At 64.6% G+C, this 24,367-nt stretch carries 22 protein-coding genes; 16 read left to right on the top strand and 6 right to left on the bottom strand.

What is annotated here, in order from left to right; translation table 11 throughout:
• Positions 1-12 precede the first annotated feature (12 nt).
• From F4036_09400 to F4036_09380, 5 genes are read left to right on the top strand one after another with little or no spacing between them, the layout of a single operon-like run.
• Positions 13-2,082 (top strand): LysM peptidoglycan-binding domain-containing protein, encoded by a 2,070-nt coding sequence (locus F4036_09400; protein ID MYK37954.1) that lies wholly within the window; start codon positions 13-15, stop codon positions 2,080-2,082.
• 3 nt (positions 2,083-2,085) lie between these two features.
• On the top strand, positions 2,086-2,730 hold the full coding sequence (locus F4036_09395; protein ID MYK37953.1) for a L,D-transpeptidase family protein: 645 nt from the start codon (positions 2,086-2,088) through the stop codon (positions 2,728-2,730).
• A gap of 11 nt (positions 2,731-2,741) precedes the next feature.
• Positions 2,742-4,667: a molecular chaperone HtpG gene (gene htpG, locus F4036_09390; protein MYK37952.1), complete on the top strand. Its 1,926-nt coding sequence runs from the start codon at positions 2,742-2,744 to the stop codon at positions 4,665-4,667.
• 34 nt (positions 4,668-4,701) lie between these two features.
• Positions 4,702-5,091 carry a peptide-methionine (R)-S-oxide reductase MsrB gene (gene msrB, locus F4036_09385; GenBank protein ID MYK37951.1) on the top strand — a complete coding sequence of 130 codons (390 nt, stop codon included), beginning with the start codon at positions 4,702-4,704 and terminating at the stop codon, positions 5,089-5,091.
• On the top strand, positions 5,088-5,537 hold the full coding sequence (locus F4036_09380; protein MYK37950.1) for a hypothetical protein: 450 nt from the start codon (positions 5,088-5,090) through the stop codon (positions 5,535-5,537). The genes msrB and F4036_09380 overlap by 4 nt, the downstream gene beginning before the upstream one ends.
• A 62-nt stretch (positions 5,538-5,599) precedes the next feature.
• Here F4036_09380 and F4036_09375 read toward each other — a convergent pair whose 3' ends face one another.
• The 3 genes from F4036_09375 to F4036_09365 are packed head-to-tail and all read right to left on the bottom strand — an operon-like array spanning position 5,600 to position 8,816.
• Positions 5,600-6,889, bottom strand: coding sequence for a beta-lactamase family protein (locus tag F4036_09375; GenBank protein MYK37949.1), 1,290 nt, complete (start codon positions 6,887-6,889; stop codon positions 5,600-5,602).
• 19 nt (positions 6,890-6,908) lie between these two features.
• Positions 6,909-8,192, bottom strand: coding sequence for a beta-lactamase family protein (locus F4036_09370; protein MYK37948.1), 1,284 nt, complete (start codon positions 8,190-8,192; stop codon positions 6,909-6,911).
• A gap of 45 nt (positions 8,193-8,237) precedes the next feature.
• Positions 8,238-8,816, bottom strand: a complete 579-nt coding sequence (locus F4036_09365) for a YggT family protein (protein MYK37947.1) — start codon at positions 8,814-8,816, stop codon at positions 8,238-8,240.
• On the opposite strand from F4036_09365, the gene F4036_09360 reads away from it, so the two are divergent.
• The 9 genes from F4036_09360 (at position 8,770) to F4036_09320 (ending at position 17,581) form a co-directional block, all read left to right on the top strand.
• On the top strand, positions 8,770-9,534 hold the full coding sequence (locus F4036_09360; GenBank protein ID MYK37946.1) for a CDP-alcohol phosphatidyltransferase family protein: 765 nt from the start codon (positions 8,770-8,772) through the stop codon (positions 9,532-9,534). The genes F4036_09365 and F4036_09360 overlap by 47 nt on opposite strands.
• Positions 9,531-10,226 (top strand): HAD-IB family phosphatase, encoded by a 696-nt coding sequence (locus F4036_09355; protein ID MYK37945.1) that lies wholly within the window; start codon positions 9,531-9,533, stop codon positions 10,224-10,226. The genes F4036_09360 and F4036_09355 overlap by 4 nt, the downstream gene beginning before the upstream one ends.
• A complete protein-coding gene (dacB, locus tag F4036_09350) occupies positions 10,135-11,646 on the top strand; it encodes a D-alanyl-D-alanine carboxypeptidase/D-alanyl-D-alanine-endopeptidase (protein ID MYK37944.1) in 1,512 nt (503 codons plus the stop codon). Before F4036_09355 ends, dacB begins: the two co-directional genes overlap by 92 nt.
• Before the next feature lie 53 nt (positions 11,647-11,699).
• Positions 11,700-12,038 (top strand): P-II family nitrogen regulator, encoded by a 339-nt coding sequence (locus F4036_09345; GenBank protein ID MYK37943.1) that lies wholly within the window; start codon positions 11,700-11,702, stop codon positions 12,036-12,038.
• A gap of 61 nt (positions 12,039-12,099) precedes the next feature.
• On the top strand, positions 12,100-13,383 hold the full coding sequence (locus tag F4036_09340) for an ammonium transporter (GenBank protein ID MYK37942.1): 1,284 nt from the start codon (positions 12,100-12,102) through the stop codon (positions 13,381-13,383).
• Between the two features lie 197 nt (positions 13,384-13,580).
• The gene (gene msrP / locus F4036_09335) at positions 13,581-14,549 is read left to right on the top strand and encodes a protein-methionine-sulfoxide reductase catalytic subunit MsrP (protein ID MYK37941.1); all 969 of its coding nucleotides are present in this window, start codon (positions 13,581-13,583) and stop codon (positions 14,547-14,549) included.
• Between the two features lie 142 nt (positions 14,550-14,691).
• Positions 14,692-15,297: a sulfoxide reductase heme-binding subunit YedZ gene (locus tag F4036_09330; GenBank protein MYK37940.1), complete on the top strand. Its 606-nt coding sequence runs from the start codon at positions 14,692-14,694 to the stop codon at positions 15,295-15,297.
• A 2-nt stretch (positions 15,298-15,299) separates the two neighbouring features.
• The gene (locus F4036_09325; GenBank protein ID MYK37939.1) at positions 15,300-16,541 is read left to right on the top strand and encodes an MFS transporter; all 1,242 of its coding nucleotides are present in this window, start codon (positions 15,300-15,302) and stop codon (positions 16,539-16,541) included.
• Entirely contained in the window at positions 16,487-17,581 is a 1,095-nt protein-coding gene (locus F4036_09320; protein ID MYK37938.1) for a TRAP transporter substrate-binding protein, read from the top strand. Before F4036_09325 ends, F4036_09320 begins: the two co-directional genes overlap by 55 nt.
• A gap of 158 nt (positions 17,582-17,739) precedes the next feature.
• On the opposite strand, the gene F4036_09315 is transcribed toward F4036_09320, so the two are convergent.
• The gene (locus F4036_09315) at positions 17,740-19,140 is read right to left on the bottom strand and encodes a TonB family protein (protein ID MYK37937.1); all 1,401 of its coding nucleotides are present in this window, start codon (positions 19,138-19,140) and stop codon (positions 17,740-17,742) included.
• Positions 19,137-19,799 carry a peptide-methionine (S)-S-oxide reductase MsrA gene (gene msrA / locus F4036_09310; GenBank protein ID MYK37936.1) on the bottom strand — a complete coding sequence of 221 codons (663 nt, stop codon included), beginning with the start codon at positions 19,797-19,799 and terminating at the stop codon, positions 19,137-19,139. The genes F4036_09315 and msrA overlap by 4 nt, the downstream gene beginning before the upstream one ends.
• Positions 19,800-19,993: 194 nt before the next feature.
• Here msrA and rpmE point away from each other — a divergent pair, with 194 nt between their 5' ends.
• A complete protein-coding gene (rpmE, locus tag F4036_09305) occupies positions 19,994-20,206 on the top strand; it encodes a 50S ribosomal protein L31 (GenBank protein MYK37935.1) in 213 nt (70 codons plus the stop codon).
• A gap of 198 nt (positions 20,207-20,404) precedes the next feature.
• Entirely contained in the window at positions 20,405-21,682 is a 1,278-nt protein-coding gene (locus tag F4036_09300) for a citrate synthase (GenBank protein ID MYK37934.1), read from the top strand.
• 4 nt (positions 21,683-21,686) lie between these two features.
• On the opposite strand, the gene F4036_09295 is transcribed toward F4036_09300, so the two are convergent.
• On the bottom strand, positions 21,687-24,266 hold the full coding sequence (locus F4036_09295) for a peptidase (GenBank protein ID MYK37933.1): 2,580 nt from the start codon (positions 24,264-24,266) through the stop codon (positions 21,687-21,689).
• Positions 24,267-24,367 lie beyond the last annotated feature (101 nt).

The following is a 24,367-nucleotide window of genomic DNA, read 5'->3' as shown; positions in this document are numbered from 1 at the left end:
GTCTGCCCGAATATGAGGGCGCCAGCCAGAACACTCGCCGTGCTGCCGGCGCTTGCCATGATGCTGGCTCTTGCCCTGCACCCGGGAACCGCATTCGCTGCCGGGGGCCTGCCGGTTCCGGAGGGGCTGCGAACCGAAATCGACTTCTGGAAGCGGGTATTCGGGGCCACGGGCCGCGATACGGGCCTGGTGCACGACAACCTGTATGTGGGCGTCGTTTACGGCGAAGTATCCCTGAAGGACCTTTCGCCGCGCGCGCGGCGCAGCGCGATACGGGCGGCCGTGCGCGACTACCGCGATGTGCTGCTGCGACTGGCGGACCGGAGGCCCGGAAAACTCAGCGAAAAGGAACAGCGGGTTCTTGACGCCTGGGGTCCCGACCCGTCGCGCGCCACGCTCAGGGCCGCGGCGGGGCGCCTCCGCGTGCAGCAGGGAGTGGCCGAGAAATTCAGGGACGGCCTGGTGCGATCGGGACGCTGGCGCGACCACATTCTCAGGACGCTCAAGGAAAACGGCGTGCCCGCGGGGGTGGCCGCCTTGCCGCACGTGGAGTCCTCGTTTCAGCCGCATGCTCGCTCGTCGGCGGCAGCCCTGGGGATGTGGCAATTCACCCGGTCCACCGGGCGACGGTTCATGCGCATCGACAACGTCATGGACGAACGGCTGGATCCGTGGCGGGCGACCGTCGCCGCCGCGCAACTGCTGACCTACAACCACAGCTTGCTCGACAGCTGGCCGCTGGCGATCACCGCCTACAACCAGGGAGTGGGCGCGATGCTGCGGGCGGCCAGACAACTGGGCACCAAGGACATCGAGACCGTGGTCCGCCGCTACAAGGGGCGGACCTTCAAGTTTGCCGGACGCAACTTCTACGTCGAACTCATTGCCGCGATCGAGGTGGAGGAGGAAGCCGAACGCTTGTTCGGGCCGGTAACCCTGGATCCGCCGATCGAATACGCGATGGTGCAGGTGCCGGACTACATGCGCCTGAGCACGCTGGCCGGCGCCCTGTCCGTGGATTCCTCCATGCTGGCGAGCCTGAACCCCGGCCTGCGTCAGCCGGTGCTGGGCGATTCCAAATACGTTCCAAGAAACTACCTGCTGCGGGTGCCCCCGATGGCGGACGCCGAAGTCCGCGTCGCGGCGATCTCGAGCGATCAGCGATTCGCTAGCCAGATCCGCGACCGCAACTACGTCATACAACCCGGCGACACGCTGTCGCTGATCGCGCAACGCTACGGGACGAGCGTGACAAGGCTGATGCAAGCCAACAACCTGCGCAACATGCACCGCATCCGCGCCGGCCAGACGCTGGAGATCCCGGGGCTGGCGGCGCGCGAACCGATACCCGACAGCGCCGAAACCTACCGCGTGCGTCGCGGCGACACGGTCGGCAGGATCGCCCGCCGGGCCGGCCTGTCCGAGGACGAGCTGCTTGCGTTGAACGACATAGGGAACAGGAACCGGATATACGTGGGACAGGAACTTCGCCTGACATCGGCACATCTTCCGATTCCGCAGCCGCCGGTGGCCGCGGAGGCGCCGGAACCGGCAGCCGACGACGACAACGGTATCGTGGCTTCGGCGCCGGCGGTGGAGCCCGCCCCCACGGGCCCGTCCTTCGGCGTGGTCAGCCTGGCCGACCCCAACGACTATACGGTGCTGGACGGCGATCGGGTGCAGGTGGAGGCCGCGGAAACGCTGGGACACTACGCCGACTGGCTGGAAGTGCGGACGCAGCGCCTGCGGGACCTGAACGGTTTGAGCTTCGGCAGGCCGGTGAGTATCGGCAAGCGCCTGCGCCTGGACTTCAGCAAGGTCAGCCGGGATACGTTCATTCAGCGCCGCGTGGCTTTCCACCACGAACTGCAGCAAGCGTTCTTCTCCGACTACCACGTCGTGGGGGTCAGCGAGTACCGGGTGCGACGGGGGGATTCGGTCTGGCAACTCATGCGCCGCAACGACGTGCCGATGTGGCTGCTGCGTCAGTACAACCCGGGCCTGGATCCCGACACCCTGGAGGTCGGCGCCGAACTGATGTTCCCCAGGCTGCAGGCGAAGAACGCTCCGGCGCCCTCCTGACCGATGAACGGCTGGAACTTCGATTCCGCCCTTCCATACCCCCTGCCTCCGGGGGACGCATTAACCCATCCATGGGGCTCGGCGGCGGCTCCTGCCGCCGACGCCCCCAGAGGCAGGGGGTATGGAAGGGCTACGGCGGTGCGTCTGGCGTTCTGTCTGCTGCTGGGAATCTGCCTCGGCGCCGCCGCGGCGCCGGCGGCCGAGCCCGCCGTGCTGCCGGTAATCGATTCGATCATGGTTGATAAATCGCTACGCCGGCTATATCTCATCAAGGATGGAGAAACGGTTCGCACATTTCCGATCGCCCTGGGCTTGGCGCCCAGGGGCCACAAGATGCGCGAGGGCGACTACCGCACGCCCGAGGGCGATTACCACATTTCGGCCCGCAAGCCGGATTCCAGTTTCATGCTGGCCCTGCAGATCTCCTATCCCAACGAATCGGACCGGAGCCGCGCCGAACAGGCCGAGGTGCCTGCCGGCGGACTCATCATGGTGCATGGTCGTCCGATCAGGCCCACCAACGGGCGGGACCGCAACTATTACTCGACGCGTGACTGGACCGACGGCTGCATCGCCGTCAGCAACGCCGCGATGCTGGAGATATGGATGATGACCCGCATCGGCACTCCGATCACGATCAGACCCTAGGGCAGCCGAAGATGGCGCAAGACACTTCTGCAAGGAAGACCCGCAGGGCGCGCACCCGCAGCTTTCAGGCCGAGGTCCGCCAGCTCCTGAAGCTGATGATCCACTCCTTGTACAGCCACAAGGAGATATTCCTGCGCGAACTGATCTCGAACGCCTCCGACGCCTGCGACCGCTTGCGTTTCGAGGCCATCTCCCACCCGGAACTCCTGGCCGACGATACCGACCTCGCGATCGCGGTGGACTTCGATGCCGACGAGGGCTGGGTCGAAGTCAGCGACAACGGCATCGGCATGTCCGAGGACGAGGTAATCCAGCAACTCGGAACCATTGCCAAGTCCGGCACCAGCGACTTCCTGGCCGGGCTGTCCGGGGACGAGCAGGAGGACGCCCGGCTCATCGGCCAGTTCGGAGTGGGTTTTTATTCGTCCTTCATCGTAGCCTCGCGCGTGGAGGTGCGCACGCGGCGCGCGGGACTGAACTCCGAGGAGGGCGTGAGCTGGTCGTCCGAAGGCCAGGGCAAGTTCACGGTGCGTTCGGCCCCGCAGGAACAACGCGGTACATCGGTGCGGCTTTATCTCAAGGAGGAAGAGAAGGGATTCGCGGAACCCCATTACCTGCGTTCGCTGATTCGCCGCTACTCCGACCACATCGCCTTCCCCGTGACCATGCCAGGCACGGCAGACGGGGAGGAGCAGGACGACAAGACGGACGCCGAACCGCCCCGGGAAGTGGTCAACACCGCCCAGGCGCTCTGGACGCGACCGAAGCGCGACATCAAGCCCGAGGAGTACCAGGAGTTCTACCGGCACATCGCCCGCGACACCGAGGATCCGCTCTGTCACGCGCACAACCAGGTGGAGGGACGCCGCGAATACGCCAGCCTGCTGTTCGTGCCGCGGCGGGCGCCGTTCGACCTGTTCAACCGCGAGTCGCCGCGGGGGGTAAAGCTGTACGTCCAGCGGGTCTTCATCATGGACGACGCCGAGCAGTTCCTGCCTTTGTACTTGAGGTTTGTCCGAGGCGTAGTCGACAGCAAGGATCTGCCGCTTAACGTTTCGCGCGAACTCCTCCAGCAGAACGACGACGTGCGTGCAATGCGCCAGGCGCTGGCGCGCCGGGTGCTGGACATGCTGGACAGGCTTGCCGGGGACGACGCCGACAACTACCAGGTTTTCTGGGACGAATTCGGCCGCGTGTTCAAGGAGGGCGTGGTCGAGGATCCGGGCAACCGGGACCGGATCCTGGCCCTGCTGCGCTTTGCCTCCACGGACTCGAAAGACGACCGGCAGACCGAAACTCTCGAGGACTACGTCAAACGCAAGCCGGACGATCAGAAGGAGATCTACTACATTGCCGCGGCCGGCCCCGCGGCGGCGCGTTCCAGCCCGCAGCTCGAGGTGTTCACCCAGCGCGGCCTGGAAGTGCTTCTGTTGTCTGACCCGATCGACGAATGGGTCGTGGGGCATCTGGGCGAGTACGAAGGACTGCGATTCCGCGACATCACCCGCGGCGCAATGGCTGCGAACGAGTTGCCGGGAACGGCGCCGGTCGAGACGGCGGACGGCATTGACGGCGAGGATGCCAATACCTTACTGCAGCGGATGAAGAGCGTGCTGGGCGACGAAGTCTCCGACGTGCGCTCCACCTCGCGGCTGACGGACTCGCCGTCCTGCCTGGCGCTGGGAGAATACGAGATGGGCGTGCAGATGCAGCGAATATTGCGCGCCAGCGGCCAGGAGCTTCCGGAAACCAAACCGGTCCTGGAGATCAATACCCGCCACGGCCTGTTCAGGCGCCTGGCCTTGCGCGAAGGCGACGCCGATCTGTTCGAGGACCTTACCCGCCTGCTGCACGAGCAGGCAGTCCTGACCCAGGGGAGAGATCTCGACAACCCGGGCGAGTTCGTCCGCCGCGTAAACCGCCTGCTCGAAGCCTGACCGGGTGCGGGGCCATTGGGTCTACAATCACCCCATGCACAAGGCCCCGAAGAACAATGAACTCAAGACGCGACTGACGCCGGAGCAGTACCACGTCACGCAGGAGAAGGGCACCGAGCGCCCGTTTACGGGGGAGTTGCTCTACAACAAGGAAACCGGCGCCTACGAGTGCGTTTGCTGCGGACATGAATTGTTTCGTTCCGACTCCAAGTTCGACTCCGGGACGGGCTGGCCAAGCTTCTTCCAGCCCGCCTCCGACGGCTCGGTGGCCGAGCACGTCGACAGCAGCCACGGCATGCAGCGGGTCGAAGTCGTCTGCTCGAATTGCGGCGCCCACTTAGGCCACGTCTTTCCAGACGGGCCCCGGCCCACCGGCATGCGCTACTGCATCAACTCCGCGTCGCTGCGGTTCAGCAAGGCGTGAAGCACCTCAAGCCTCCCCAGCCGGACGACGGCCGCGCGCGCGAAGCCAGGCGCAAGCAGCGCACCGCGATCCGCTTCGGCTTCTCGGCCGTCATCGCCAGTTTCGTCGTGCTGGCCATGCTGATCCTCGGCGCAATGTTCCAGGAGGAATACGAAGAAGGTTTCGTGCGCATCGTGAACTTTGCCGTGCGTCTCGCCACCCCCGAGGAGGTGGCCCAGGCCGAAGCCCAGGGCCCCATTCCGGACCCGCTGCCTTCGATTCGTCCCGACACTCCTATCGTGGTCAGTACCGATCCCCTCGCTCCGATCGGCGAGGCGGCGGAAGGCGAAATAGTGCTGCCTGCGCCGGAAGCGCTGATCCCGCTTGACGACGTGGTGATGGAAACGATCGAGGGGCTGGAATTGCCCCCGCCGGACAACCCCGAAACCGAAGCCGAAGCCGAGTAAGACGTCCTTCGTCCAGCCCGGATCTTGCACCGCGCGCAGCAGCATGTGCGCGGGACGGAACTCTAATCCAGTACCGCTCCGTACAAGGATGTGCGCAGGGCCATCTCCAGATCATCCTGGCCAGGGCCAAGGTACTGGGTGAGCGCAACCGCAACGATGGCATTTTCCGGATCGACGAAATACGTGGTGTTGGCGAGACCGTCCCATTTGAATTCGCCCTGCCCGCCGGCGATGGCGTGATCGCCTCCCTCGGCGCGCACGCCGACGCTCAGGCCCCAGCCATAGCCGTTGAGCCGGCTCCACGGGTCGTTGTCGGCAAAGCGTCCCTGGGCGTACCAGTTGAGCGGGCCCTGGTCCGGGGTAAGGTGGTTGCGGGTCATCAACGCAACGGTCTCGGTCTTGAGGAGGCGCGCGCCGTCGAGATCGCCCCCGTTCAGCAGCATTTGCGCCACGCGGAGGTAGTCCATGGCGGTCCCGGCGAGACCGCCGCCGCCTGAGAACATGGTTTCACCGTCGCGGAAGGAATTGATGTTGGGCACGCGCGCCGTGGCGTTCACCAGTCCGCCGTCTTCGCCGGGAGCGTAAACCTCGGCCATGCGGTGCCAGTCGTCATCGGACACCGTGAAACCCATGTCTGTCAGGCCGAGGGGATCGAACACCCGTTCCTGCAGAAATTCGTCGTAGGGCCGACCCGACCAGATCTCCACCAACCGCCCGAGCACGTCGCTGGAATAACCGTAGTACCAGCGGGCGCCCGGCTGAAACAGCAGCGGACGGGTGGCGAGATAGTCCACGCCCTCCTGGATGGTCAACCCGGGCCACAACGTTTTCTCGAACGTCACTTCGAGAGAGGGGTCGTAGTCGAAGGGATAACCTAGACCGGACGTGTAGGTCAGCAGGTGATAGATGGTCAGCGGCGTGGCCTGGGGTTGGGTCTCCGTGCCCTTGCGGTCCTTCAGCACCGGCGTGTCGGCGAAGGCCGGGATGTACTTTGAAACCGGATCGTCGAGGTCGAACCGGCCCTCTTCGTAATTGATCATCGCGGCGACCGTTGTGATGGTGCGCGTCATGGAGTAATAGCGAAACAGGGAGTCCGTCTCCATGGGCAGGCCTTCTTCCTTGTTGCGAAACCCTGCCGCCTTGAGGGTGACCAGTTTGCCGTCCTTGGCCACGGCCCAGACCACGCCGGCGCGCCGCTCGGTCTCCACCAGCGCGGTCATGGCCTTCTCGAGGTGGTCCAGGGCCAACGGAGAAAGGCCCACGTCCCGCGGGTCCGCCGGCTCCATCGCCACGGAAACGCCTGTCGCGGCAAGAGCGCAGACAAGCGCGAGAGTTTTAAGCAGGTGCTTCATGATCCGCTCCTCAACGAACCTAATCCGCGAGCGCACCGTAAACCCCTTCGCGCAGGCGGAAGACCAGCTCGGCGGAGTCGGGCCCGAGGTACTGCGTCATGGCCACGGCGACGATGTTCTCGACCGGATCGAAGAAAAAGGTGGTGTTGGCCAGACCGCCCCAGATCAGGTCCCCCGGCGATCCGGGCACCGTGTGCACGCCGTCGGCCAGGCGCACGCCAATGGCCAGGCCCCAGCCGTATCCGGCAAAGGGTTTGGGCGGGTCGAAACCGTCGCCGAAGGAAACCGTCCCCTGGGTCGGTCCCAGGGCGTTGGTTCCCATTTCCGCCACGGTCCCGGCCTTGAGAATGCGTTCCCCGTCCAGCTCGCCGCCGTTCAGGATCATCTGACCGAAACGGAGATAATCGGGCACCGTCGAAACGAGGCCGCCGCCGGCAGAGAAAAAGATTCCCGGTTCCGTGTAGGAACTGGAGGGCGGAGCATCGCGGCGCACCAGGGCGCCGGTGTCGTCGGGCCCATACACCATGGCCAGGCGGTCATTGGATCCCCGGCGGACCCAATACCCCGTGTCCTTCATACCCAGGGGCGTGAACATGCGACGGTCGAGGAACTCGTTGAGGTCGCTTCCCGACACTTCTTCCGCCAGGGCTCCGAGCACATCGGAATGGAAGCCGTAAATCCACTTCTCGCCGGGCTGGGCCAGGAGCGGATAAGTGGACAACTTGTCGACCATGGCCTCCAGCGTGTGCTCGAGTGACAGAATTTCCCGCTGTTCGATGCCGACGCCGGCGGGCCAGCTGACGGCATAGCCAAGTCCGGCAGTGTAATTGAACAGGTGCCGGATGGTCATGGGTGGGTCCTGCGGCACGGTGCGAACGACCCGGTTACGGCGCAGTTCCGCAATCACCGGCATGGCGGCGATCTCCGGCAGGTAATCGGCAACGGGGTCGTCCAGACCCATGGCCCCGTCGTCCACCAGCGTGAGGATGGCGGCGCCGGTGACCGCCCGGCTTTGGGAATAGATCCGGAACACGGTGTCCGCCTCCATCGGAAGGCCTGCTTCGCGGTCGCGGTATCCGTACGCTTCCAGTTGCACCAGCTTGCCGTCTTTAGCCACGCCCCACACGACACCGGCGCGGCGGCCTTCGTCGACCAGACCGCGCATGGACGCCGCCAGCGCGTCCAGACCCGACCCCTTCATCCCCACATCGGCGGGTTGGGCGCGTGGCAGAGGGTCCTGCGCAAAGGCAGTCGCCGCTCCGAGCACGATGGCCAGTACGGCACCGAAGATCGCGCGTTTCATTGTGCGTTCGGGATCGCCGGTTTTCCGCGGCACCGGGATGGACCACTAGATAGGCGAGAAGCCCGGGGTGCAACTCAGGGCCCGCGCCACTTCCGCGCCCGGCAGAAAGGCCAGCACGAACTGCACGCCCAGGATGAACACCAGCGGGCTGAAGTCGATGCCGCCCATCCCTGGGAGAATGCGCCGGATCGGCGCCAGCGCGGGCGTGCAGATCCGATGCAGCACGCCCACGACCGGGTTGTATCCGCTCGGCGAGAACCAGCTCAGCAGGGCCCAGGCGACCACCGCCAGCAGATAGAACCACAGGACCAGGCGCATGGCGCGGATCAGGCCGAAGCCCACGAGCTGGAACAGCGAGGGCTCGACCAGGCACCCCGCGTTGACCGTAAGCCACACCAGCAGGCATTGCAGCGTCAGAAACGTCAGCAGTACATGCGTCTCCAGCCGTTGCGAAGGCTTCACGAGCAATCTGAACGGCAGAACCACCGGATTGGTCAGGCGCAGCACCACTGCGGCCACGGGATTACGCGGATCGGAGCCGTGCCAGTACAGCGCCAGACGAATCACGAAGCACAACATGTACAGGTCCGCGACCGTGCCAAGCAGAAAAGAAATTGCGCCCATTTACCCGAAGCCCGCGACGAAGGCGGCAATTATAAGATCGGCTTCCGCTGTCTATAATTCGGCCATGGCGAACCTGATAACGCTGAGCCGCCTTGTCCTGTTGCTCGTCGTGGTGGTCATCGCCTACCGGCCGGTTTCACCATTGCAATTGTGGCTGTGGCCCATTCTCGCCGTGGTCTTCATATCCGATGGGCTGGACGGCTGGGTCGCCCGGCGCAGAGGCGAGGAAAGCCTGTTCGGGGCGCTTTTCGATATCGCCGTCGATCGCATCGTCGAACTCACGCTGTGGATCGTGCTGGCGGACCTCGACCTCATACCGATCTGGATTCCGATCGTGTTCGTGGTGCGCGGCGTGCTGGTGGACGCCATCCGGGCCAGCCAGGTCCAGGCCGACCGGCGCAGCCCTCTTGCGCTGCTGAACTCGCCCGCGGCCCGGTGGCTGGTCGCGGGCCGCTTCATGCGCGGGTTTTACGCCACGATCAAGGCTTGCGCGTTTGTCGGCCTGTTCATGATCGAGCCGCTGCCCGTTGGAGTGGAATCGCTGCTGCCTTCGCTGACGGAAATCTGGGCGTTGCTCCAACCGATTTGGGAGTGGCTGGCCATGGCTTTCACTTACCTTGCCGTTGCGCTGTGCCTGTTGCGGGGCATGCCGGTGATCATGGAATTTCTGGCCGAAGAGCGGCGGTCCCTGTTCTCCCGCAATCGCGGAACTCCATGAATGGCGCCAAGTCCGTGCCGCGTCTCGCGCTGTTCGATATCGACGGCACGCTGCTGAACGAGCCCAGCAGCGAAAAGCGCTTCATGCTCTGGCTCTTCCTCAAGGGACGGATCGGCCCGGTCAGGCTGCTGGCCTACGCCCTGTTTGCCCTGCGGCACTATCCCCGATACGGGCTGGGAGTGTTCGCCAAGAACAAGTCGCTGCTCTGGCGGCGCACAGTGGGCAGCGCGGAAAAGCTGGCGCGCGAGTGGGCCGCCGACGGGCTGGACAGGGCGCTCTATGGACCGTGCCTTGAACGCCTGCGGGCGCATCAACAAGAAGGCGATATCGTCGTGCTGCTATCGGGAACGCCGAGCGTCCTCGCCGACGCGATCGCCGGAAGACTGGGCGTCGGCAACGTCGTCGCAACCGAATGCGCGGTGCGCGCCGGACGCTACGGCTTCGCGCCACCGATCGTGCATCGCGTGGGCGAAGCCAAGTTGGCCTCGGCGCGCGACCTCTGTGCGCGGTTCGAAACCAGCCTTGCGGATGCCGTGGCTTACGGAAACTCGCTGAGCGACCTGCCGCTGCTGGGCGCCTGCGGCCTTCCGGTCGCGGTCAATCCGGAATCGGCGCTGGCGGCGATCGCGGGCGAAAAGGGCTGGGAAGTCATCGGATCGCCGGCTCGCGGGCGCATTCGTGCTTCTGCCTAGCAAGTCAGTCCGCGCTCTGGCGCTGAGCGCGCTGCTGTGCTGGCCGCCGGCAGGGGGTGCCCAGGACGCCCTCCCGGCCGCGGTCGATCGCGTCCTCGCGCACTACGGCATCCCGCGCGAAAACTACTCCGTCTGGGTCCGGGACATGGGTGAGGACCAGCCTTTGCTGAGTCACCATGCGGACGTTCCGAGAAAGCCGGCATCGGTAATCAAGCTGCTGACCGGCTGGCTGGCTCTGGAGGGGCTCGGGCCGGAATACCGCTGGATCACGCGCGTCCATCTGGGCGGCGAACTGCGCGACGGCGTGCTTGACGGCCCATTGATTCTGGAAGGGCGTGGGGATCCGCACCTGGTCATGGAACGCGTCTGGCTGCTGCTGCAGCAGTTGAAGCAAAAAGGCCTGCGCCGGATCGACGGACCGCTGGTGCTCGACGATCGGTGGCTGCCGGCCGATGATTCGCCGGTTGCCGGCTTCGAAGCCGACCGTCACCGCTCCTTCAGCGCATCTCCCTACGCGCTGCTGATGAACTTTCAGGCGATCCGGGTAATCGTTGAACCGGACCACGCCCGGGGCCGCGTTCATGCCCGGGTGGAGCCACCGCTGTCCGGGTTGGAACTGGTCAACCGGCTACGGCTGAGCAGCGGACGATGCGGCGGATTTCAGCGCGGAGTGGCAGTGCGCATCGCCGGCGAAGGCGACAGCCGCGTCGAGTTGGACGGGAACTACAGCCGCCGCTGCAACAGCTACTCGATTTCGCGTCGGGCGCTTTCCGGTCCGGCCTACGCCCACGGGCTGTTCGAGGCCTTGTGGCGGGAAGGGGGCGGCGAAATTTCGGGCGGATATCGCCTGGGCAGTGCGCCGCAGGACGCCGAGCCCTGGCTGGAGTTCAAGTCGGAGTTCGCGTTCCAGGCGGTGCGATTCATGAACAAGCACAGCAACAACGTGATGGCGCGCCAGTTGTTGCTGACGCTGGGTGCGGAGATGTTCGGGCCGCCTGCAACGCTGGACAAGGCGCGTAAGGCTGCCGGCGAGATCCTGAAACGTGAAGGACTGGAACTTCCAAGCCTGATTCTGGACAACGGGTCCGGCCTGTCGCGGGTTTCCCGGATATCCGCCGCCGACCTGGGAAGACTGCTGGTGCATGCCGGCCAGGGCCCCCGGTTCCCCGAACTCGCCGCCTCCCTCCCGATCGCCGGGCGCGACGGCACTCTTACGAAAACCTACAGCGACACTGCGTTCGGCGGGCGAGCGCACATCAAGACCGGCAGCCTAAATGGAGTGTCGGCAATCGCCGGCTATGTCCTGGCCGACAGCGGCCGCCGCCTCGCCGTCGTTGCGCTGCTCGAGCACCCCCTGGCGGCCAAGGGTCCGGGCGAGGAAGCGCACGGCCAACTTTTGACATCGCTGAGCCGGCATTGATAGAATCCGCGCCCGGCAATTCACTGCCGCGCCAAGCCGCAAGGAAGGCTTCAATGAAACTAGTAATGGCCATCATCAAGCCGTTCAGGCTGGATCATGTACGCAACACCTTGTCCGACCTTGGAATCAACGGCATGACCGTCTCCGAGGTGCAGGGCTTCGGGCGACAACGTGGCCATACGGAGCTGTATCGGGGCGCCGAATACATGGTGGACTTCATCCCCAAGACCAAGATCGAGGTTGCGTGTACCGACGAATTGGCCGAGCGGGTGGTGGAGGCCATCATGGACTCCGGAAAGACCGGCAAGGTCGGAGACGGCAAAGTCTTCGTGATGGATCTTGAGGAGGCCTTCCGGGTCCGCACCGGGGAGAGCGGTGACTCGGCGCTGTAGCGGGCGTAGCTTATCGGGGCCCCGGCGGGTAGCCGGCGTCCCTTCAAAAGAGGAATTTTCTATGAAGAGAGCGATATTGATCGCTGTGGCCGGGTTGCTGGTGTCGGGCGTGGCGAGCGCCGACACGCTGGACAAGGCAGACACCGCATGGTTGCTGACTTCCACGGCCCTGGTCCTGTTCATGACGCTGCCGGGGCTGGCGTTGTTCTACGGCGGTCTGGTGGGCCGTCGCAACGTGTTGTCGGTGCTGATGCAATGCTTCACGATCGCCGGGATCGTCACGTTCCTTTGGGTCATCGTGCAATACAGCCTGGCGTTCAGCGACGGCGGCGCCATGAATCAGTGGGTGGGCGGCTTCGGCAGCGCGTTTCTGGCCGGAGTGACCGTTGATTCGCTCAGCGGCACCGCGCCTGAAACGATCTTCATCGCTTTCCAGCTCACCTTTGCGATCATCACCTGCGCCCTGATAGTGGGCGGATTCGCCGAGCGCATGCAGTTTTCCGCAATGGTGCTGTTCTCGATACTCTGGTCGCTGCTCGTCTATGCCCCGATCTGTCACTGGGTCTGGGGTGGCGGCTGGCTGGCCGACATGGGATTCCTGGACTTCGCCGGCGGCGCGGTCGTGCATCTGACCGCGGGCGTCGGAGCGCTGGTTGCCGCCATGGTGCTGGGCTCGCGAACAGGCTTTCCGCAAAAGCCGATGCCGCCGCATAGTCTGCCGCTCACGGTAGCCGGTGCCGGCATGCTCTGGGTCGGCTGGTTCGGATTCAACGGAGGCAGCGCGCTGGCTGCGGACGGCGCCGCGGCGATGGCCCTGCTCGTGACCCATATCGGCGCATCGGCCGGCGCCATGGGCTGGATGGCGATGGAGTGGATCAAGTTCGGCAAGCCCAGCGTGCTGGGCGTCGTGACCGGCATGGTCGCGGGGCTGGGCACGATCACGCCGGCCTCCGGCTTCGTCGGCCCGATCGGCGCCATGATCATCGGCCTGGCCGCGGGCGTCGTGTGCTTCTATGCGACGCGCATCATCAAGCGGGTGCTGGTGATCGACGATTCGCTGGACGTGTTCCCGGTCCACGGTGTGGGCGGGTCCCTGGGACTGCTGCTCTGCGCCGTGTTCGTCAATGCCAACCTGGGCGGCGCCGGCTATGCGGAGGGCATGAATCTGGGTTCGCAACTCGGCGTCCAGGCGATAGGCCTGGTGGCGACATTCGCATGGACCGCGGTGGCCACCTGGGTCATCCTCAAGGTCGTCGGACTCATCACGCCGCTGCGCGTGAGCGAAGAGGACGAAATCGAGGGTCTGGATCTCACCCAGCACGAAGAGCGCGGCTACAGCCGCTAATCCCTTTTCCCCGGCTTACAAACTCCACGAGAACGGGGTTGGCTGGGTGGGCGCTGCTGCCGGCATCTCCCGTCCGGGAGTTTGTGAGCCAGGGATGGCGGAACAAAGCCCCATGGACGGGTTCATGCGTCTTCCGGACGGGAGATGCCGGCAGCAGCGCAAGCGCAGGAGGCCATTTCCTGCGTTAGTATTGTGGGATGTTGATACGCAATAAGACCGATATTCCATCCTCGGAAATAACCTCCGAAAGCACCTACCTCAATCGCCGTTCCGTCATCGCCGGCCTCGCCGCGGCAGGCTTGGTGGGCACGGCCCGCGCGGCGCCCGCCAATCTCGCGGCCGGCACCGGTCAGAAGGAATTGCCGGGCGTAACGTCCGGCCCCTTCAGCACCGACGAGCCGCCCAACAGCTACGAGGACATCACCACCTACAACAATTACTACGAGTTCGGGACCGGCAAGGACGACCCGCACCGTAACTCGGGAGATTTCCAGCCCCAGCCGTGGACCGTTCGGGTGGAAGGCGAAGCGGAAGTGACCGGAGAGTTCGATGTCGAGGGCCTGCTTTCGGGCATCGGACTTGAAGAGCGGGTCTACCGCATGCGTTGCGTCGAAGCCTGGTCGATGATCATCCCGTGGGTGGGCGTGCCGCTGGGCGAAGTGCTCAAGCGCTTCCGCCCGACGTCCCGCGCGAAATATGTCGCGTTCCAGACGGTTTTACGTCCCGACGAAATGCCGGGACAGCGGCGTCGCGTTCTCCGCTGGCCGTACGTGGAGGGCCTGACGATCGAAGAGGCGACCAATCCGTTGACTTTGCTGACGGTGGGCGTATACGGGGTCACGCTGCCCAACCAGAACGGCGCCCCGCTGCGGCTGATCGCACCGTGGAAGTACGGTTTCAAGGGCATCAAGTCGATCGTGAGCATCCGCCTGCAGGAACGGCGACCGCCCACCAGTTGGAACATCGCCGCCCCGCAGGAATACGGCTTCTACGCCAACGTCAATCCGGAAGTGGACCATCCCCGCTGGAGCCAGGCAACCGAGCGGCAGATCGGCTCCGGTTTTTCCGGGCTGTTCGCGCGCCGCATCCCGACGCAGATGTTCAACGGATACGGCGAGCAGGTGGCCCACCTGTATTCCGGTCTGGACCTGCGCCGCAATTACTGACCCAACCTCGCTTTTTCGATGCCGAGCTTTTCCTTGTCCCCTGCCTCCGGGGGCTTGTGAGCCAAGGATGGCGGAACAGAGCTCCATGGATGGATTTATGCGTCCCCCGGTGGCAGGGGACAAGGAAAAGCGTGATTGATCGATGAATGTGCGGGTGTACAAGCCGCTGCTGTTCGCCGCCTGCCTGCTGCCCGTGACCTGGCTTGTGCTGCGCATAGCCGGAGTGGTCGAACCGGGACTGGGCGCGAATCCCGCCGAGGAAATTCAGGACGAACTCGGCCTATGGGCGCTGCGGCTGTTGCTGGTGACGCTGTGCGTTACGCCCGCGGCGCGTTTGCTGAAGAAGCCGCGGCTGTACCGCTTCCGCCGGATGCTGGGCCTGTTTGCCTTCTTCTACTGCACGCTGCACCCGCTGGCCTATTTCCTCCTTGATCTGCAGCTCGATTTCGCCCACCTGGGCGAGGACCTGCTCAAGCGGACCTTCATCACCGTGGGCATGGGCGCGGTGCTGTTGCTGATCCCTCTGGCGATCACCTCCACCCGGGGCTGGCAGCGGCGACTGGGCCGGCGCTGGAACCGGTTGCACCGACTGATTTACCCGGCCGCTATCCTGGCCTGCTGGCATTTCTACTGGCAGGTCAAGGCCGACACGATCGAGCCGCTGGTATATTGCGCCATTCTCGCCCTCTTGCTGGGCTTGCGCTTTTGGTGGTCGCCCCTGAAGGGCCGGCTGTTACGGGGAGGATAACAATGCAGGAAGTTTCTTTGCGCGGCCGGATCTTCTACGGCTGGTGGGTGCTCGTCGGGTTGTTTCTGATCTACGCCGCCTCCAACGGCATCCTCCTCAACACGATGCCGCGAATCTTCCCTAACCTGGCGACCGAATTCGGCTGGACCAACGAGCAGGTCACGCGGCCTGCGAACATGTTCTTCGCGCTCGTCGCGTTCCTGAATCCGGTGGCCGGATGGCTGCTGGACCGTTACTCCATACGACGCCTGATGCTGATCGGCACCGTGGGAATAACCGTTGTGCTGGCCCTGTTCCCGATGGTGGCGGAACTTTGGCAGCTAATGGCGCTCTACGTGCTGTTTGCGTTCTCGCTCTCGCTGGCCGGACTAAGCCCCAGCCTGATGCTGCTGTCGCGCTGGTTCGTGCGCTATCGCGGACTGGCGTTCGGAATTCTGATGATGGCCTCCAGCCTGGGCGGCGCGGCCTTCCCCTGGCTGGTCAATTACTTCCTGCCCGATTGGCGGCTGGCGGTGTGGGTGCTCGCCGTGCTGGGCGGCGCGATGATGGTCCTGCCGACGCTGTTTATGGTCAGCAATTATCCGAGGGACAAGGGACTGGCCGCGGACGGTGTAGCCGATCCCGAACCGGAGGTCAGACCCAGGCCCGACCGGTTCGACAAGGTGCTGATGAACCTTCTGCGCTCGCCGCTCTTCTACCTGCTGGCTTTTGCCACCGGCACGCTCTGGTTCTGCATCGTGGCCATGCTCAACAACCAGGCGCTTTTCTTCCGCCAGGAAATGCTGCTGGACGACACCAGCACCACGGGGATTTACAGCAGTTTCTTTTTCGCCGCCATCGTCGGCAAGGTGCTGTTCGGCTACCTGGCCGACAAATTCGACAAGCTGAAGGTCATGATGGCCAGCGTGCTGAACCTTGCCCTCGGCCTGGCGCTGCTGTTCCTGGCGGTCCCCGGCGACGTGACCTGGCCGCTCGCCTACGCCATCGTTTATGGCGTGGGATACGCCGGTGCGTTCACGATGATTCAACTGATGATCGCCGAGTACTACGCCGGGCGCAACTACGGCGTTTACCTGGGCATCTTCCTCCTGATCGACTCCCTAGCGGGCTCCATCGGCGGGGTTTTCCTGGCCTGGTCCGCCGACGAATTCGCATCGTTCACCGCCGGCTTCACCGTAATGATGGTGCTATGCGCAATCGCGGTGGTGTGCGTGTACGTGCTGATGCGGCGGCAAAGGGCATGATGCGGGGCCTGCTTCTTGCTTGCTGCGCGGCGCTGGCTGTCGCCGCGGGTTGCGGGCCGCCCGCCGACGCGCCGCGGGAAGCGGACGAAGCGGCCGAAGTTACGGAAATCACGGCGGCCGGCACGGCATTTCCGAACACGATCGGCGAAACGCACTGGTTCACGTTCCAGCGCAAGGTGGAGGAAGGCACTCAGGGACGGTTCAGGGTCCGCATGCTGGTGCATGGGCAATTTTCCGAGGAGCAGATTGCGGCCGGGCTGCGGCGCGGCCGGGTGCAGATCGGCAACCTGTCGGCGACGATGACCTCCACGCTGGTGCCGGAAGCCGCAATGCTGTACGCGCCGTTTCTGTTCGAATCCGAGGAAGAAGCGGATTTTGTTTATGACCACTTCCTGACCGACGTGTTTTCGTCGCTGCTGGCGGTACAGGACTTGCACCTGGTGTCCTGGAGCGAAATCGGTTTCCACCACATCTACTCGGTCACGCCGGTGCTGTCGCCGGCCGACATGCGGGGGCGCCGTTTCCGCGTTTCGGCGAGCGACGCCTCGCGACTGTTTGGCGAAGCGCTGGGCGCGGACGTCATACCGCTGGGCTTTGGAGAAATCGTACCCTCGCTGCAAACCGGGCTGATCGAGGCAGGCGAAAATTCCCTGACCCTGTATGTGCGAACCGGAACTTCGGGCGAGGCGTCGCACGTTACGCTCACCGCGCACTGCTTCGGCATGTCGTTCATCCTGGCGGACAAAGTCTGGTGGGACGGACTGGCGGATGCGGACCGCGAGATCATCGCCCACGCCTACCCCAGCATCGCCGAAACCCGCAGGGGCACGCGGGAGGAAGCACAGCGCGATCTTGAAAACGCGCAGAGCTTCGGCATTACGCCACGCTGGCCGGAACGGGCCGAACGCGACCAGTGGGCGGCCGCGGTGGACCATGTGCCGGAGGAACTCGCCCGAGCTGTGGGCGGACAATCACGCCTGGTGCTCGATACTATCGCCGAAGGAAAGGCCGCCTTCGCTCAGCAGAAGGCAGCCAACTAAAGCTGCCGACGGGCCGAACAGCCCGGGCGGCGCCAGCTAAAGCCCTTCGTTCGTCCCCCTTCTCTTGGGAGCGTTGGAGCAGGACAGCGAGAATCGAGCCAGGATGGCGTCTCCCAAGAGGAGGGGGACGAACGAAGGGCGAGGAAACGCCGAAAAGGCTACGTTTCGGCCGCGCCCGGAACTTCAAGCGGCCGTTCCTCATCCACCGGCTCCGACGGCGCGGGCATACCCTCGTCAGGTTCCGGGTCGCGCCGCTTGTACCAGCGGAAGCGATGCCGGTAGAGGACCTCCTCCGCGCGCACGGGCTCGCCGTCCCGCATCTGGGGGCGGAACTTGGCGCCCTTGATCAGGGCAACCACGAGATCGTCGATCATGCCGGAGGGTTCGGATTCCATGACCTGCGCCCCCGAAACGGTCCCATCCTGCTCGATCGTCAACTGCAGCACAACGGACCCCGCCCGCGGTTGGGATTCGTATCTTGACGAGTTGGACATTTCGCGGGGCACTTGCACGGGAAGTCTTGCGCTGCGGAGCGGGATCACAGGGTTTTGCAGGAGTTCTGCACGCAAATCCAGCGCCTCGTCATCCGCGCTCAACAGCTCCCAGGCCTCCCGGTAGGTCTCCCGCGCGTTGGGCAGGCGATTGAAGATCGTGTGCGTGTCTCCGATGTCGATCAGCAGCCTGGCCTGCTGCAGAATGTCCTGAATCGGGTGGGCGCGAACGATGCTCAAGGCTCTCCTGAAGAACTCTTCGGCCTTTTCGCGCCGTGACTCCCTCAGGAAACTGCTGGCTTGCCCGCGAAGCGCCTGCACCCGCTCCAGGCTGCCCTCGCCGCTCGCCGACTGGATGATGCGGTCGGCCGCCGCATAGGCACGGCGCTGGAGTGCCGTCTGGCGCGTGCGTTCATACCACTCGCCCAGCTTGTAGAGAGCCGGCACCGTGCGCAGATCGCCCGGGCCGTAGCGCCGCTCGTGCGCCCGGACCTGGACGCGCTGGTGCAGATTTGCCTGCTCCAGGTCGCCTTCGGCCAGCGCCAGGTCACTCAGGAGGTCGCGCGTCGCGCCCTGCTCCAGACTGTAGATGCCGGAATTGGCATGCGTAATCCGTAATGCGCGGGCAAGCGGTTCGATCGCGGCCTCGTAATCGCCCATTCGAATGTGTGTCCGTGCTATTCCATGCAGCGGGTTGAGAAGTTCGAGTGCGTCGTAGCCCAGCCTGCGTCCAGCGATCGCGATATGCCGCTCGTAGTGAAAAAGCGCATCGCTGTAGCGCCCCTGCACACGCTGCACCGTCGCCAGGTTGATGAGCGGCGCAAGCAACTCGGTGGCATCGTAGCCGTAGTTCTCCTCGGCCCTGAGCAGCAGGGACTGGGCAAGTTCTTCGCCTTCCTCGTAACGCCGCTCCCTGAATAATTCCACGAAGCGCTGATTCATGCGGCGCTGCTCGGCCAGCCACACCTGGTTCCTTTCCGTGGAGGCGTCGGGCGCCACCCCCGAAGCGAAAGCCGACGGGACGCCCAGCACCAGGATGAAGATCAATGCCAGGGGCTTCATGATCATTCCGCCAACGCCGCCCTCTCAAGCAAACCGGATCCGAGTTCGCATGCCACGCCGGTTCCGCCAAGACCGCAATAGCCCCCGGGATTCTTGGCCAGGTACTGCTGATGGTATTCCTCGGCAAGATAGAACACGCCCGCGGGGCCAATCTCCGTGGTAATCGGACCGAAACCCGACGCCCGGAGCGCGTTTCCGTAGGCCTCCCGGCTCGCCAGCGCCAGGCCCTGCTGGTCGGCGCCGAGGGTATAGATGCCGGAACGGTACTGGGTGCCGATATCGTTGCCCTGGCGCATTCCCTGGGTTGGGTCATGCGCTTCCCAGAACACGGCGAGGAGCGCCTCGTAGCTGACCGAGGACACGTCGTAGCTCACCAGCACGGCTTCGGTGTGACCGGTAACCCCGGAGCAAACGGAATAGTAGTCCGGATCGGCCTGATGTCCGCCGGTGTATCCCACGGCCGTGCCGTGCACGCCCTGCGTTTGCCAGAACCTGCGCTCCGCTCCCCAGAAACAGCCCAGGGCGAATATGGCTTGCGAAACGCCTGCCGGCGGACAGCCCGTCAGAAGTGAGCCCAGCACTTCATGCCTGACCGCCTCGAGGCTGCCCAGATGGGCCGGAACCTCAATCGGCGCCTGCCGGATTTGTTCGGATTCTCTGTTCATTCCTCAAGTTCGCCTTGCGCTGCGGGCCTTGCGTTTCGCGGTCTTATTCAATTCGATGCAGGAAAATAAACATACCATAGCGCAGCAATGGCGCGATGATGCGCGCTCCTCCGGCAGGTCCGGCCGGATTGAAGACGGGCCGCTATTCGGTTATGCTTCCACCCCGCTCGTGCCGTCGGCCGGGGCCGCAATCCGTGAAGTCCGGAATACATCCAAAGTACAACGAGATCAAGGTCACTTGCAGTTGTGGCCGGGAACTGGTCACTCGCTCGACCTTGAGTGAGGACATTCGGGTGGAAGTATGTTCTGCCTGCCACCCGTTCTTTACCGGTTCGCAGAGAATCATGGAATCGGCCGGTCAGATCGAGAAGTTCCGCCGCCGGTACGGTTCAGGAAAGTCCGCTTAAACCCTTCATACAAGCTGGTTTTTCGCCAATCGGGCGGCTGGGCTATAATATCGGTTTGTGGCGCGAACGCCCAGATTCTGGGCCGCGTCTTTCCTAGGCTGGCGTCACCCCCCAACGGAGCGCCAATCCCGGTGTTCGGAGAGCCGGTTTCGTGACGCCTGCGCCATCCGTCCTGCCGGGTTGGAACAAGGCAGTTGCATGACCGATTCGGGCGACAGACTTGTAAGCCGCGACGGGCACTCCGTGTCCCTTCCACGCCGTGCGGGCGTGCTCGGCGCCGACGCGCTGGAACTGAAAGCCGTCCCACCGGCGACCGGCGCCTACAGTTACGACCCGGGTTTCGCGTCCACCGCCAGTTGCACCAGCCGGATCACGTACGTCGACGGCGAAAAGGGCGTGCTCATGTATCGCGGTTACGCCGCGGACGACCTGGCGCAGCACAGCAACTTCACTGAGGTGTCCTGGCTGCTCCTGAACGGAGAATTGCCGTCGCAGAGGGAACTGGCTTCGTTTTCGGAGGAATTGGCAAACCTGCGGGACTGCGCCCCGGAAGTGCTCGATGCGATCGCCGCGATGCCCGCCGGCGCCCATCCGATGAGCACCCTGACGGTCGCGCTGTCGGTGATGCCGGCCGTATATCCCGAGTGCGCCAACCCGGGCGACGCCAATCACAGGCAGCGCTTCAGCCACCGGGCAATCGCCAATATCGCGACCGTGGCGGCGGCGGCCTACCGGAACGCAATCGGCGAGCCGGCCATAGCGCCGCGCAAGGATCTCGGCTACGCCGCCAACCTGCTCTACATGATGTTCGGCGAAGAGCCCAATCCTGTGGCGGCCAGGGCGCTCGACACGCTGCTGGTGCTCCATGCGGACCACGAGCAGAACTGCTCGACCTCCACCGTGCGCATGGCCGGGAGTTCCGGGGTCAATCCGTTCTCGGCGCTCGCCGCCGGGTGCATAGCGCTGTGGGGTCCCGCGCACGGCGGCGCCAACGAGGCCGTTATCCAGATGCTGGAAGAGATCGGCACCCCGGAGAATATCGGGGAATACGTAGCAAAGGCCAAGAACCCGGGAGATTCTTTCCGACTGATGGGCTTCGGCCACCGGGTCTACAAGAATTTCGACCCGCGCGCGACCATCATCCGGGGCATCTGCCATGAAGTGCTGCAGGAGCTCAAGACCGGCAAGGGGCGGCTGTTCACGCTGGCGCGGCAACTGGAGGAGATCGCCCTGAGCGACAGCTACTTCAAGGACCGGCGCCTGTATCCCAACGTGGATTTTTATTCCGGCATCATCTACCGCGCGCTGGGGCTGCCGGCGACCATGTTTACGCCCATGTTCGCGATCGGCAGGACCGCGGGCTGGGCGGCGCACTGGTGCGAAATGCACGGGGACTCCGAGTCCCGGATCGGCCGGCCCCGCCAGCTTTATCTCGGGCCCACGGCGCGTAGCTACGCTCCATTGGAGGAACGCTGAAGGCTTAGAAGAGTTCCTCTTCTTCTTCGTCGGCGTCGGTGGATGATGTTCCCCTCGAAGCGCCGGGAAGGGCATTCTCCCTGAACAGTTCAAAGATCGCATCGGCCTCTCCCGGCGGCGCCAGCAAACCGGTCTCGGGCGAAACCCGGGCGGAAACGATACGCCGCGGGCGCGGCAGGGGTGCTTCGGGCGCCCCTTCCAGCGCCTCCTCCATGAAGTAGATCCAGATCGGCAAGGCAGTACGCCCGCCTTCCTCGAAGCGTCCCAGCGACCGTTCCTGGTCGAAGCCCACCCACACGGTCGCCAGCAGGTCCCCGTTGAAGCCGCTGAACCAGGCGTCCCGGTTGTCGTTCGACGTGCCGGTCTTTCCGGCCAGGTCCTGCCGCTCAAGCGCACGCGCCCTTCTGCCGGTACCGCGCAGAACCACATCGCGCATCATGTCGTAGACGATGTAGGCGTTCTCGGCGCTCACCACGCGCGGGGCCAGTTTCTGGTCCGCGAACAGTTCGGGCCTGTCGGACACGTCCGGATTGCGCTGCAGGATCGCCGCCTGCATCTGGGCCACCGATTCGTAGGGATCGAAAGAGTCCTCGGCGACGGGGTAAAGCGCCGCAAGCCGATCGACCCGGGCAAACGTATACGCCAGGCGGGTCGGCATACGCGGTTCGCCACCGTTCAGCCACTCGGCGGCGCCGGCCGACCCTGTACCCACGTGTTCCGCCTTCAATTCACAGAATCGGCAGGCAACGGCCGCATCGGCCTGGTAGCGAAGGCCGTCCTGCTCCACGCGCTCGATCAGCCAGGGCTCGACGCGATATCCGCCATTGGCCAGAACAGCGTAGCCGCGGGCAATTTCAAGTGGAGGGACGCCGCCGGAGCCCAGCGCCAGGGAATAGCTTTCCGGCAGCGAGGAATCCGGCAGGCCGAAAGCGCCGATGTGGCCGATGGTGTCGCTCAGGCCCACGCGTTGGAGAACGCGAACCGACACGAGGTTCATCGAACGCACGAGAGCTTCGCGCAAACGGGTAGGGCCGTTGAAACTTCCCGAATTGTTCTTGGGGCGCCAAACCGTCTCGGAAGTGGGGTCCTGTATGACCACGGGGGCGTCGTTCACGACCGTGGCGGCGGTCAGTCCGTGATCCAGAGCGGCCGAGTAAATGAACGGCTTGAACACGGAGCCGGGCTGACGCAGGGCGTCCACGGCCCGATTGAACTTGCTGTGGCGGAAGTCGTAGCCGCCAACAAGCGCCACGATTCCGCCATCGTGCGGATTGATGGCCACCAGGGCGCCCTGGACTTCCGGCCGCTGGGTCAGCTCCAGGCCCCCTTCGTCGGCATTGCGAACCAGTATCAGGTCTCCCACGGCAAACATGTCCGCGGGCCCGTCGGGCTGCGGGCCGACTTCATTCTCCGAGACGTAGGGCCGACGGCGCACCCGCTCCCACGGCAGCTCGGCGCGGGCCGCACCCTGGACCAGGACCTCGACCTCGCCTGCCTCGCCGAAGGACATCACAAGAGCGGGCCGCGCATCCGCGACCTGCGGCAGGGAATCCAGGTATTCCAGCAGTTCCGCGTCCGTCCGCAGCCCCTCGGCCCGCAGATCGCGCAGCAGATCGGCCTGCACCGGGCCACGGTATCCGTGCCGGCGATCGTACTCCCGCAAACCGCGGCGCACGGCCCGTTCGGCCGCGGCCTGCATGCGGGCATCGATCGTGGTCGTTACCCGGTATCCGCCGGTCAGCGCTTCCATTCCATAGCGGGCAATCGCTTCCTTGCGCACCATCTCCAGGACCCAGGGGGCCCCGACCTCCTGGCGCGGGCCGTGACGATTGGACTCCATGGGCACCGCCAGGGCCTCCCTTCGCTCCGCTTCCGAAATGAAGTCCAGTTCCCTGAGCCTGCGCAGGACATACGCCCGTCGAGTCGTGGCGCGGCGAGGGTTCCTTACCGGATTGATGGCCGACGGCGCCTTGGGCAATGCTGCGAGCGTGGCTGTCTCGGCAATATTCAGCTCATCGAGGTTCTTGCCGAAATACACCTGGGCGGCGGCCGCTACGCCATAGGCGCGTTGGCCGAGGAAAGCCTTGTTGAGATACAGCTCGAGTATCTCTTCCTTGCTCAGTTCGCGCTCAAGCCGCCGGGCAAGGAACAGCTCCCTGGCCTTGCGGACGAACGTGCGTTCACGCCCCACGTAGTTGTACTCGCGGGCGAGCAACTGGGTAATGGTGCTGCCCCCCTGGCTGCGGGATTGCGTAAGGATCATGTTCAGGGCGGCGCGCGCCAGGCCTTGGTAGTCGTAGCCCGGATGCTCAAAGAAGCGGTCGTCCTCGGCGGCGATAAAGGCCTGCCAGAGCAGATCCGGCACATCCTCAAGGTCAACCGGAGTCCTGAACCTCTCGCCGACTTCGCCGATCATCCGTCCGTCCCGGGTGTTCGCCTGCAGGGGAATCTCCAGCGGCACCTCGCGGATGCTCTCCACGCTTGGCAGGCCCGGGGCGAGGTAGAAATACGCGCCGGCGATCAGCATGCCCAGCGCAATCAGTCCCATGATGGCGCCCGATGCGCCCAGGACGCATATCTTCACGAATGCGTTGATAAACGATCTGGACTGTAGAAGCCGCGTAATCACAGGATACGTTCCAGGCTGTGCGGGACTCGACTGTCCATTATAGGCAGCCCGCACGA

This window comes from Gammaproteobacteria bacterium, assembly GCA_009845905.1.
GTDB lineage: Bacteria > Pseudomonadota > Gammaproteobacteria > Steroidobacterales > Foliamicaceae > Foliamicus.
Note: the sequence above shows the minus strand (reverse complement) of the source record. Positions and strands in the feature narration are given on the sequence as shown.

Bases quoted from the DNA above. Each gene is read 5' to 3' on its own strand.
- F4036_09300 (MYK37934.1), top strand. From the start codon at position 20,405: ATGACCGATTCGGGCGACAGACTTGTAAGCCGCGACGGGCACTCCGTG.
- msrB (MYK37951.1), top strand. From the start codon at position 4,702: ATGCACAAGGCCCCGAAGAACAATGAACTCAAGACGCGACTGACGCCG.
- F4036_09395 (MYK37953.1), top strand. From the start codon at position 2,086: ATGAACGGCTGGAACTTCGATTCCGCCCTTCCATACCCCCTGCCTCCG.
- msrA (MYK37936.1), bottom strand. From the start codon at position 19,799: ATGAACAGAGAATCCGAACAAATCCGGCAGGCGCCGATTGAGGTTCCG.
- F4036_09370 (MYK37948.1), bottom strand. From the start codon at position 8,192: ATGAAACGCGCGATCTTCGGTGCCGTACTGGCCATCGTGCTCGGAGCG.
- F4036_09320 (MYK37938.1), top strand. From the start codon at position 16,487: ATGCGCAATCGCGGTGGTGTGCGTGTACGTGCTGATGCGGCGGCAAAG.
- F4036_09355 (MYK37945.1), top strand. From the start codon at position 9,531: ATGAATGGCGCCAAGTCCGTGCCGCGTCTCGCGCTGTTCGATATCGAC.
- F4036_09315 (MYK37937.1), bottom strand. From the start codon at position 19,140: ATGATCATGAAGCCCCTGGCATTGATCTTCATCCTGGTGCTGGGCGTC.
- F4036_09365 (MYK37947.1), bottom strand. From the start codon at position 8,816: ATGGGCGCAATTTCTTTTCTGCTTGGCACGGTCGCGGACCTGTACATG.
- F4036_09340 (MYK37942.1), top strand. From the start codon at position 12,100: ATGAAGAGAGCGATATTGATCGCTGTGGCCGGGTTGCTGGTGTCGGGC.
- msrP (MYK37941.1), top strand. From the start codon at position 13,581: ATGTTGATACGCAATAAGACCGATATTCCATCCTCGGAAATAACCTCC.
- F4036_09400 (MYK37954.1), top strand. From the start codon at position 13: ATGAGGGCGCCAGCCAGAACACTCGCCGTGCTGCCGGCGCTTGCCATG.
- F4036_09345 (MYK37943.1), top strand. From the start codon at position 11,700: ATGAAACTAGTAATGGCCATCATCAAGCCGTTCAGGCTGGATCATGTA.
- F4036_09325 (MYK37939.1), top strand. From the start codon at position 15,300: ATGCAGGAAGTTTCTTTGCGCGGCCGGATCTTCTACGGCTGGTGGGTG.
- F4036_09330 (MYK37940.1), top strand. From the start codon at position 14,692: ATGAATGTGCGGGTGTACAAGCCGCTGCTGTTCGCCGCCTGCCTGCTG.
- F4036_09360 (MYK37946.1), top strand. From the start codon at position 8,770: ATGTACAGGTCCGCGACCGTGCCAAGCAGAAAAGAAATTGCGCCCATT.
- htpG (MYK37952.1), top strand. From the start codon at position 2,742: ATGGCGCAAGACACTTCTGCAAGGAAGACCCGCAGGGCGCGCACCCGC.
- F4036_09375 (MYK37949.1), bottom strand. From the start codon at position 6,889: ATGAAGCACCTGCTTAAAACTCTCGCGCTTGTCTGCGCTCTTGCCGCG.